The following is a 6,281-nucleotide window of genomic DNA, read 5'->3' as shown; positions in this document are numbered from 1 at the left end:
GCGAGTCTCGTCATGTAACCCGAGAGCAACTGTCTGCAGTTGCTGATCAAACTTTCTGAAGTTTGCGCAACCACAGTTGGTTGCATCCACATAATGTGGTATCTTACGATACCACTTTCCAGCTATGGAAACATAGCGGTATTGAGCACAGCGAAATACCGCAATCTGATGATGCAACTGTCTGCAGTTGCCGAGGATAAATATTTATAGCGCTGGCGGGAGATAAATTTTCTGAAGGAGGTGAGCTCATTGGCTGAGAACTTTGTGGATAGGGAGCTTGAGATGATCGCCGAAAACCTGAAGGTTTTTGTTGGCAAAGACAAGGAAACCAAGGAGATGCTCAAGACCATGAATCTCACCCTCGAGGATATTCCCGAGAGTGCAGCTGAGAAGGTGGCACAGATAGAGGGCATCCTCAAGGATAAGGGCAGGAAGGCAAAGGAAAGGATAAACGAGGCAGAGGCTCTGCTCGCAGAGCTTCAGGTGATGAAAGAGCTGCCTGCAATAATAAAGAAGCTCATAGTCGAGGAGGCGATGCGCCGTCTGAGTGTGGTCAGGTACAATCTGGACTGGGTGGAGAGGCAGACAAAGAGCATCGAGGCAACAAAAAAGATCTCCTACTCTCTCGACCTGTTCCTGAAGCCTGATGACAAGGAGGTAAAGAAGACGCTCAGGCGGATAGGCATCCAGGAGATACCCGAGCCCATCCGCGAGGCGGCGGAGCGTGCCAAGAAGGTGCTTGAGGACAGGAAGCTGGATGCAAGGGAGCGCGCCCTGATGGCGGCGGACATACTCATGGAGCCGCTGCAGCCGGCCCTATACGGCAGGCGCGAAGATATGGAGAATCTGCAGCACGAGATAAAGTGTGTTCTCTGGGAAATCGCCAACGACTTCGTGATGGAGGCGCAGCTTGCGAAGTGACGCGGGCTTTGCTACTCCCCTTATTTTTATCTGTATGTGTCAGCAGGTTTTAAACAGGAGTTGTCAAACTCAGAGGGTTGACGGTAAGATTAAAAAGTATTGCTTATATTAACTTCTACATAGGACATGCCCATTTAGAGTGTAGGTGTCTAAATGACAGAAGACGTAAGAAAAAAAGCGCTGCAGGAGTTCATCTGGAGAATTAAAAAGAAGTATAAGGTGGAGAAGATAATCGTCTTCGGTTCCTATGCAAGAGGTGAGGCCAGAGAGGAGAGCGATATTGACGTGCTTGTTGTGGGCGATGTTAAGCTCGAGGAGCTAATTGATGAAAGTGTGCCTATTTTGCTGAAGTATGGCGTGTTTATCTCACCACACGATATTACTCCCGAGAGGTTCGAGTACCTCAAAAGAGAGGGCACGAGCTTCATAAAGAGTGTTGAGAGGGAAGGCGTGGTTTATGCCTGAGTGGGACAGATACCTTGAAAGGGCCGAGGAGGCTCTTTCATCAGCTAAAATACTGCTTGAGGCTGAAAAATACAACAGCGCTATAAGTGAAGGATATTACGCTCAGTACTACGCCGCGAAGGCGTTACTTTCAATCAAAAACATTCAAGTGAAAAAGCACAGAGGCGTGCTTGCAAAGCTTGGGTTTGAATTTGTGAATAGGAATTTCCTTGAGGAGACATACCTAAAAGCCTATGCAAAAAGTATGAGACTTAGAGAAAAGGCGGACTATGATGTATATTTCACGGCCAACAGAGAAGAGGCTGAAAGCGTTATTGAAGAGGCAGAAGAATTCATTAATAGGATAAGAAGGCTTATAAATGATATAAAATAATCTTTGATATCTATCTCAGCACCGCATCACCATGAAATCCGCGTTCTCTGAGCTCCTTTATGTACTTCAGCTCTTCGTAAAACTCCATTGTCTTCTTCGCCAGGGCTATCTTCTTCTGGGCCGCCTTCAGGACGCTTGAAACACGGGGCTGGGAGATCTCCAGCGCACTGGCTATCTCCCCCTGTGTGTAGCCCATCGCAGCATAGCGCAGCACCTGCGCCTGCCTTTCAGTCAGTATTCCCACACCACTCATGTTATCACCATAATAGTTAACTATTATCTCCGGGGCGGTATATATTATTTTCCCATCCGCTGGAGGGCAAATATTTATATATCAGCAGCTGCATATAATGGGTTGCAGCATTTGAGCTGCGGTCTGTATAATAAGAAGCTATTATATGAGGTGAGTTGAATGGGAGTAAATCCGCTTGAAGCCCCCTGGTTGAGTTCCAGGAAATTCCCTGGCAAGTTTGAGGAAGAGCTTACTGACGACGACATCCGCGAGTGGGAGGAGAAGGAGAGACGAGGACTTATTGTGGACGACGTGCCCGGTGGTACTGACGTGAGCATACCAATACGCGTTGACTACATGAACGGCGACTACCAGCGCGCCTATGAGCTCCTGAAGAAGAACAAGATACCAATTAAGTACAAGACCGTCATGACCGTCCCGCCCTTCCATGCAACGATTCACGTATTCCCGCCGGACGGCGTCAAGACTATGAAGCTCCTGCGCAAAGCAGGCATAACCATGTACAAGGTGAAGCCCGTCTTCTAAAGGCTTCGCTAACCTTTTCCCTTTTTCTTTTTCCACTGCTGATTTTCTATTGCAACTTTTTTATTCCACACCGTAGAGAGTTAAACCATGAACATCGACCTGCCGCAGGAGTGGAAGGCCGCTGCAGGGCGCATCGCAGATGAAAGGCCCCGCAGGGTCCTTGTTCTTGGCGACATCGACGTGGGCAAAAGCACCTTTTTGCGCTACCTGCTCAGAGAGCTTCTCGGCGCAGGTATGGCCTGCTCTTTTATCGATGCGGACATCGGACAGAAGGATCTGGGTCCGCCGGCAACTGTTACGCTGGGCGAGTTTCAGTACCTCTATGAGCTGCGACTGGAGAAGCTCAGGGCGATGTACTTCGTAGGCTCCACCTCACCCCGGGGACACCTCTTACCCCTCCTGGTGGGTACAAAGCTTCTTGCAGATAAAGCCCGAGGCGAGATGGCGGTGATAAACACCACTGGCTTTGTGAAGGACGCGGGCTTTGCCCTCAAGGGCTTCAAGATAGAACTTCTGAAGCCTGAGCTTCTAGTCGCACTGCAGCGCAGCACTGAGCTTGAGCCGCTGCTGCAAAGCTACTCCCATGTGCCCTGCCTCAGGCTGCCCGTCTCTGCTGAGGCAAAGCCCAAGAGCTTTGAAGAGCGCCGGAGGCTGCGAAGAGATGCCTTTCGCAGGTACTTCAGCTCCGGCAGGGAGAGGGAGTTGAAGGCTGAGGCGGTGAGATTCCAGAGGGCAGGCATAAACTGGAAAGCTCGGCTTAGACCCAACCTGCTAGTCGCTCTGGCAGACAGGGAGAATGAGGCCCTCGGTCTGGGCATAGTGAGGGGCTTTGACGGCACAGTGCTAAGGCTGCTCACGCCCGTCAGGGGCGAGGTTGCGGTGGTGCAGCTGGGCAGCATACTGCTTCGCGAGGACGGCAGGGAGCTTCACCCTAATTTTCCTCAAAGTACCTGCTGAGCACCTTCTTCATCCCCCTCCTCAGCATATCCGAAGCCGTGGAGATGCTTATGCCGAAGTGCCTGGCTATGCCCCTTATTCCCGTCTTCTTCGGAGAGTCAAAGTAGCCATTTATCAGGGCATACTCCAGTATTTCCCCCTCCTTCTCTGTGAGGAGCCTCCTGTCCCCCTCCAGCTCCCCGATCCTCTTTATCTCAAAGGAGTAGTTCTTCTCCTCCAGGATTTCCGCCAGCTTTATAAGGGAGGAGCGCCTGGCAACTATCTCCCACTCCACACCCTCCTCGGTGTGCTTTGCCGACTTTATAAAGCATCCGGCCTCCAGGATGCTCCTCGCAGGAATGCACTGATGCACAGTCAGAGAAGCCTTTGCCTTGGATGGGGATACCTTACTCACATCCTCCAGATTCTCTGAATTTATTGCACTCAGCACCTCGTCCAGACAGGCGTCCGACTCTATCTGAAGGAGACTCTTCACCCCCTCATTCTCATAGGGCGTCGTGTCCAGGAGCTTGACCTGCACCCTCTCAGAGACGCGCACCGCAGCCACGGCGCAGGTTTCGGGCATCCTTATTTTGAGCTTTGCCTCAATCATTACATATTATCCCCAGACTGCCCTCAGTAAATATTCCGAACATTTTCGAAAAGGTGCTTACTGATACTCCCGCCAGGTGAACTTGCACTTTGTGCAGCGGAAGAAGCGGGTCTCTGATTCATCCGCCTTGCGCGTCTGGAGGAGCCACCACTCCGCCTCCATGTTGCCGCAGCGCGAGCACTCTGCTCGAGTGGTGGGCAGGGTTCTTACCTCCTGGTCCACCACTAGCATCTTTTCCTTCTTCTCCTCCTTCCTCACAATTCTGTACTCTTCCTCGTTTTCTATTTCCTCCTCAGCACCGCACCGTGTGCACACCAGCTTTTTATTCTTTGGCAGCATCAGGCTGCCGCACTTATCGCAGAACATCCTCTCTCCTCTTCATATAGTCCTTAATTATCTCAGCATGATCGAAAGCAAGTTTGAGCTCCGCCACCTCCGCAGGGGTGAAGAGTCTCGCCTCCTTGGCGTCGTCCCTGCCCTTAAGCTCGCCCTCACCACGGGCAATGAAGCACACGCTGACCACGTGCCCGCGGGGGTCTCGCTCTGGTGACGAATAAACGCCAAGCAATTCCTTAACGTCGACCTCCAAATTTGTCTCCTCCTTTGCCTCACGCCTCGCAGCCTCTTCCACGCGCTCCCCGCACTCCACGAAACCCCCGGGAAGAGCCCAGCACCCTGAGAAGGGCTCGTGCTTCCTGCGTATCAGCACTATGCGTGAGCCCACCTCTATTATTATGTCCACTGCCAGCGCAGGTGCAGGTCGTGAGCCGCAGATGCAGGGACAGCGCATACTAATCGCCTCCGTAGGCGTGGAGCATCGCAGGCAGCATCCCTATGACTGTGCAGGTCTCAAAGGCTATGCCTTTGCCAGAAAGCTCCAGGTGATGCGCTGCGATGTCGAGCACCTCCTTTGGCAGGCCCCGCCTTCCCAGGCCCATCACCACCAGGAAGGAGCCCCGCTTTGCCCTCGCAGCAAGACTTCGTGGCGAGATGTGCTTCTCCGGCGAAGGTTTAGAGGTTGCCGCCACCACCTCGCCGAGCTGCGGCGGAAATCCCCGACGTGGAAAATCAAAGATGCCCAGCCTACCTTGAGATGCGAGCAGCTTCAGGTAGCGCCCGCCCTCACCTATGGTGGTGTCTCTGGCGAGGGCTTCCACAACGCTTGAAAAGCTGCCCTCGAGGGGAAATCCAAAAAGCGCCAGGTTCTGCTCAAAGGCGTAGCAGACCGGTGCAGCCCTAGCTATGCTCCGCCTGTGTATGTCGTGAAGCCTGGAGGCGTCGTAGCTGTTGTACAGCCCCAGGGTTATCCTTCCTCCCATACTGCACTACCTACCTCTGCGAGAAGCGCTGCAAAGGCAGCCACAGAAGCTGCCCTGAGTTCACACTCACCGGCTCCGCGAAGCTCACTCTCCAGCAGGGCAACACCCCCTTCAATGTTGAGCGCACCCTGCAGGAATGCGCAGGCGAGGAGGCTCTCTGCGAAGTCGCCCAGCTTGTGCTTATCCATGCGGGTGCCAGCGCGCTCCCGCAGCCCTGCCTTAACCACAGCCTCCGCGAGGATGGAGTTGGAGACCTTCCTTCCCACCACCCTGCCGAGGGCTCGCGAGAGTGCAAGGGAGTAGAGCAAATTAGCTATGCTGTCCCCCAGGGGAGAGAGCTCGGCAAAGCTGGCGTCAAAGCCAAGTGCAGGATAGTTACGCCTATCCCTCTCAATTTTCAAGTTTCTTCTGCAGTTCATCAAACTCCTTCGCAACCTCTTCAAGCACCTGCTTCAGCACATAACGCGGTGGGGAGGGTATGCCGTAGTCCAGCTTTTTTGCCTCGCTCACATAGCGCTCAAGTATCGACCTGGCAATGCCCGTCTTCTCAGCCAGGTCGTCCAGGTCTGCCCTGAGGAGCTCATTTGCTGTCTTAATTCCGGCCTCTGCAAGCTGCTCCTTGCGCTTGGGCCCGATGCCGGGTACGGCGGTTATCTCAACCTCCTTCTCACCCGTGCGGGGCACCTCTATCCCGGCCTTTACGCGGAGGTAGACCACCGGCTGGGAGAGCAGCGGATGCGCTATGCGGTAAGACGCAGCCTCCACCTCGTCCTTCTGGTTGAGTGCACGACGCAGAACATTGCAGAAGGTGTGATTCTCGCCTGCGAGCTCAAACTCCAGCTCGCTCTCATTCTCTCTAATAACCTTTATCTCCAC

At 53.4% G+C, this 6,281-nt stretch carries 12 protein-coding genes; 5 read left to right on the top strand and 7 right to left on the bottom strand.

The features are described 5' to 3' along the window. The first annotated feature begins 249 nt into the window (after positions 1–249). From ACXJJW_RS09050 to ACXJJW_RS09040, 3 genes are all read left to right on the top strand, one after another. Positions 250–921: a hypothetical protein gene (locus tag ACXJJW_RS09050; protein ID WP_456475419.1), complete on the top strand. Its 672-nt coding sequence runs from the start codon at positions 250–252 to the stop codon at positions 919–921. 153 nt (positions 922–1,074) lie between these two features. Beyond that, positions 1,075–1,386: a nucleotidyltransferase family protein gene (locus ACXJJW_RS09045; RefSeq protein ID WP_456475418.1), complete on the top strand. Its 312-nt coding sequence runs from the start codon at positions 1,075–1,077 to the stop codon at positions 1,384–1,386. Further along, the gene (locus ACXJJW_RS09040) at positions 1,379–1,759 is read left to right on the top strand and encodes a HEPN domain-containing protein (RefSeq protein WP_456475417.1); all 381 of its coding nucleotides are present in this window, start codon (positions 1,379–1,381) and stop codon (positions 1,757–1,759) included. The genes ACXJJW_RS09045 and ACXJJW_RS09040 overlap by 8 nt, the downstream gene beginning before the upstream one ends. Before the next feature lie 10 nt (positions 1,760–1,769). Here the strand turns inward: ACXJJW_RS09040 and ACXJJW_RS09035 are convergent, their stop codons facing one another. After that, the gene (locus ACXJJW_RS09035) at positions 1,770–2,012 is read right to left on the bottom strand and encodes a LuxR C-terminal-related transcriptional regulator (protein ID WP_456475416.1); all 243 of its coding nucleotides are present in this window, start codon (positions 2,010–2,012) and stop codon (positions 1,770–1,772) included. Positions 2,013–2,171: 159 nt separating this feature from the next. On the opposite strand from ACXJJW_RS09035, the gene ACXJJW_RS09030 reads away from it, so the two are divergent. Together ACXJJW_RS09030 and ACXJJW_RS09025 are read left to right on the top strand one after the other, a co-directional pair. Further along, entirely contained in the window at positions 2,172–2,537 is a 366-nt protein-coding gene (locus ACXJJW_RS09030; protein ID WP_456475415.1) for a hypothetical protein, read from the top strand. A gap of 87 nt (positions 2,538–2,624) precedes the next feature. Further along, positions 2,625–3,494 (top strand): Clp1/GlmU family protein, encoded by an 870-nt coding sequence (locus ACXJJW_RS09025; protein ID WP_456475414.1) that lies wholly within the window; start codon positions 2,625–2,627, stop codon positions 3,492–3,494. On the opposite strand, the gene ACXJJW_RS09020 is transcribed toward ACXJJW_RS09025, so the two are convergent. The 6 genes from ACXJJW_RS09020 to ACXJJW_RS08995 are packed head-to-tail and all read right to left on the bottom strand — an operon-like array spanning position 3,469 to position 6,281. Next, positions 3,469–4,086, bottom strand: coding sequence for a helix-turn-helix domain-containing protein (locus ACXJJW_RS09020; protein ID WP_456475413.1), 618 nt, complete (start codon positions 4,084–4,086; stop codon positions 3,469–3,471). The two genes, ACXJJW_RS09025 and ACXJJW_RS09020, sit on opposite strands and share 26 nt — an antisense overlap. A 57-nt stretch (positions 4,087–4,143) precedes the next feature. Beyond that, positions 4,144–4,452, bottom strand: coding sequence for a transcription factor S (locus tag ACXJJW_RS09015; protein WP_456475412.1), 309 nt, complete (start codon positions 4,450–4,452; stop codon positions 4,144–4,146). Then, positions 4,439–4,876: an NUDIX domain-containing protein gene (locus tag ACXJJW_RS09010; protein ID WP_456475411.1), complete on the bottom strand. Its 438-nt coding sequence runs from the start codon at positions 4,874–4,876 to the stop codon at positions 4,439–4,441. Before ACXJJW_RS09010 ends, ACXJJW_RS09015 begins: the two co-directional genes overlap by 14 nt. Position 4,877: 1 nt before the next feature. Further along, entirely contained in the window at positions 4,878–5,405 is a 528-nt protein-coding gene (locus ACXJJW_RS09005) for a DUF531 family protein (RefSeq protein ID WP_456475410.1), read from the bottom strand. Next, positions 5,390–5,824, bottom strand: a complete 435-nt coding sequence (locus tag ACXJJW_RS09000; RefSeq protein WP_456475409.1) for a ribonuclease III family protein — start codon at positions 5,822–5,824, stop codon at positions 5,390–5,392. The genes ACXJJW_RS09005 and ACXJJW_RS09000 overlap by 16 nt, the downstream gene beginning before the upstream one ends. Next, positions 5,796–6,281, bottom strand: a complete 486-nt coding sequence (locus ACXJJW_RS08995; protein ID WP_456475408.1) for an RpoL/Rpb11 RNA polymerase subunit family protein — start codon at positions 6,279–6,281, stop codon at positions 5,796–5,798. Before ACXJJW_RS08995 ends, ACXJJW_RS09000 begins: the two co-directional genes overlap by 29 nt.

This window comes from Candidatus Pyrohabitans sp., from assembly GCF_054014795.1.
Note: the sequence above shows the minus strand (reverse complement) of the source record. Positions and strands in the feature narration are given on the sequence as shown.

Coding starts and splice junctions, on each gene's coding strand:
- ACXJJW_RS09045 (WP_456475418.1), top strand. CDS start 1,075: ATGACAGAAGACGTAAGAAAAAAAGCGCTGCAGGAGTTCATCTGGAGA.
- ACXJJW_RS09040 (WP_456475417.1), top strand. CDS start 1,379: ATGCCTGAGTGGGACAGATACCTTGAAAGGGCCGAGGAGGCTCTTTCA.
- ACXJJW_RS09035 (WP_456475416.1), bottom strand. CDS start 2,012: ATGAGTGGTGTGGGAATACTGACTGAAAGGCAGGCGCAGGTGCTGCGC.
- ACXJJW_RS09030 (WP_456475415.1), top strand. CDS start 2,172: ATGGGAGTAAATCCGCTTGAAGCCCCCTGGTTGAGTTCCAGGAAATTC.
- ACXJJW_RS09025 (WP_456475414.1), top strand. CDS start 2,625: ATGAACATCGACCTGCCGCAGGAGTGGAAGGCCGCTGCAGGGCGCATC.
- ACXJJW_RS09020 (WP_456475413.1), bottom strand. CDS start 4,086: ATGATTGAGGCAAAGCTCAAAATAAGGATGCCCGAAACCTGCGCCGTG.
- ACXJJW_RS09015 (WP_456475412.1), bottom strand. CDS start 4,452: ATGTTCTGCGATAAGTGCGGCAGCCTGATGCTGCCAAAGAATAAAAAG.
- ACXJJW_RS09010 (WP_456475411.1), bottom strand. CDS start 4,876: ATGCGCTGTCCCTGCATCTGCGGCTCACGACCTGCACCTGCGCTGGCA.
- ACXJJW_RS09005 (WP_456475410.1), bottom strand. CDS start 5,405: ATGGGAGGAAGGATAACCCTGGGGCTGTACAACAGCTACGACGCCTCC.
- ACXJJW_RS09000 (WP_456475409.1), bottom strand. CDS start 5,824: ATGAACTGCAGAAGAAACTTGAAAATTGAGAGGGATAGGCGTAACTAT.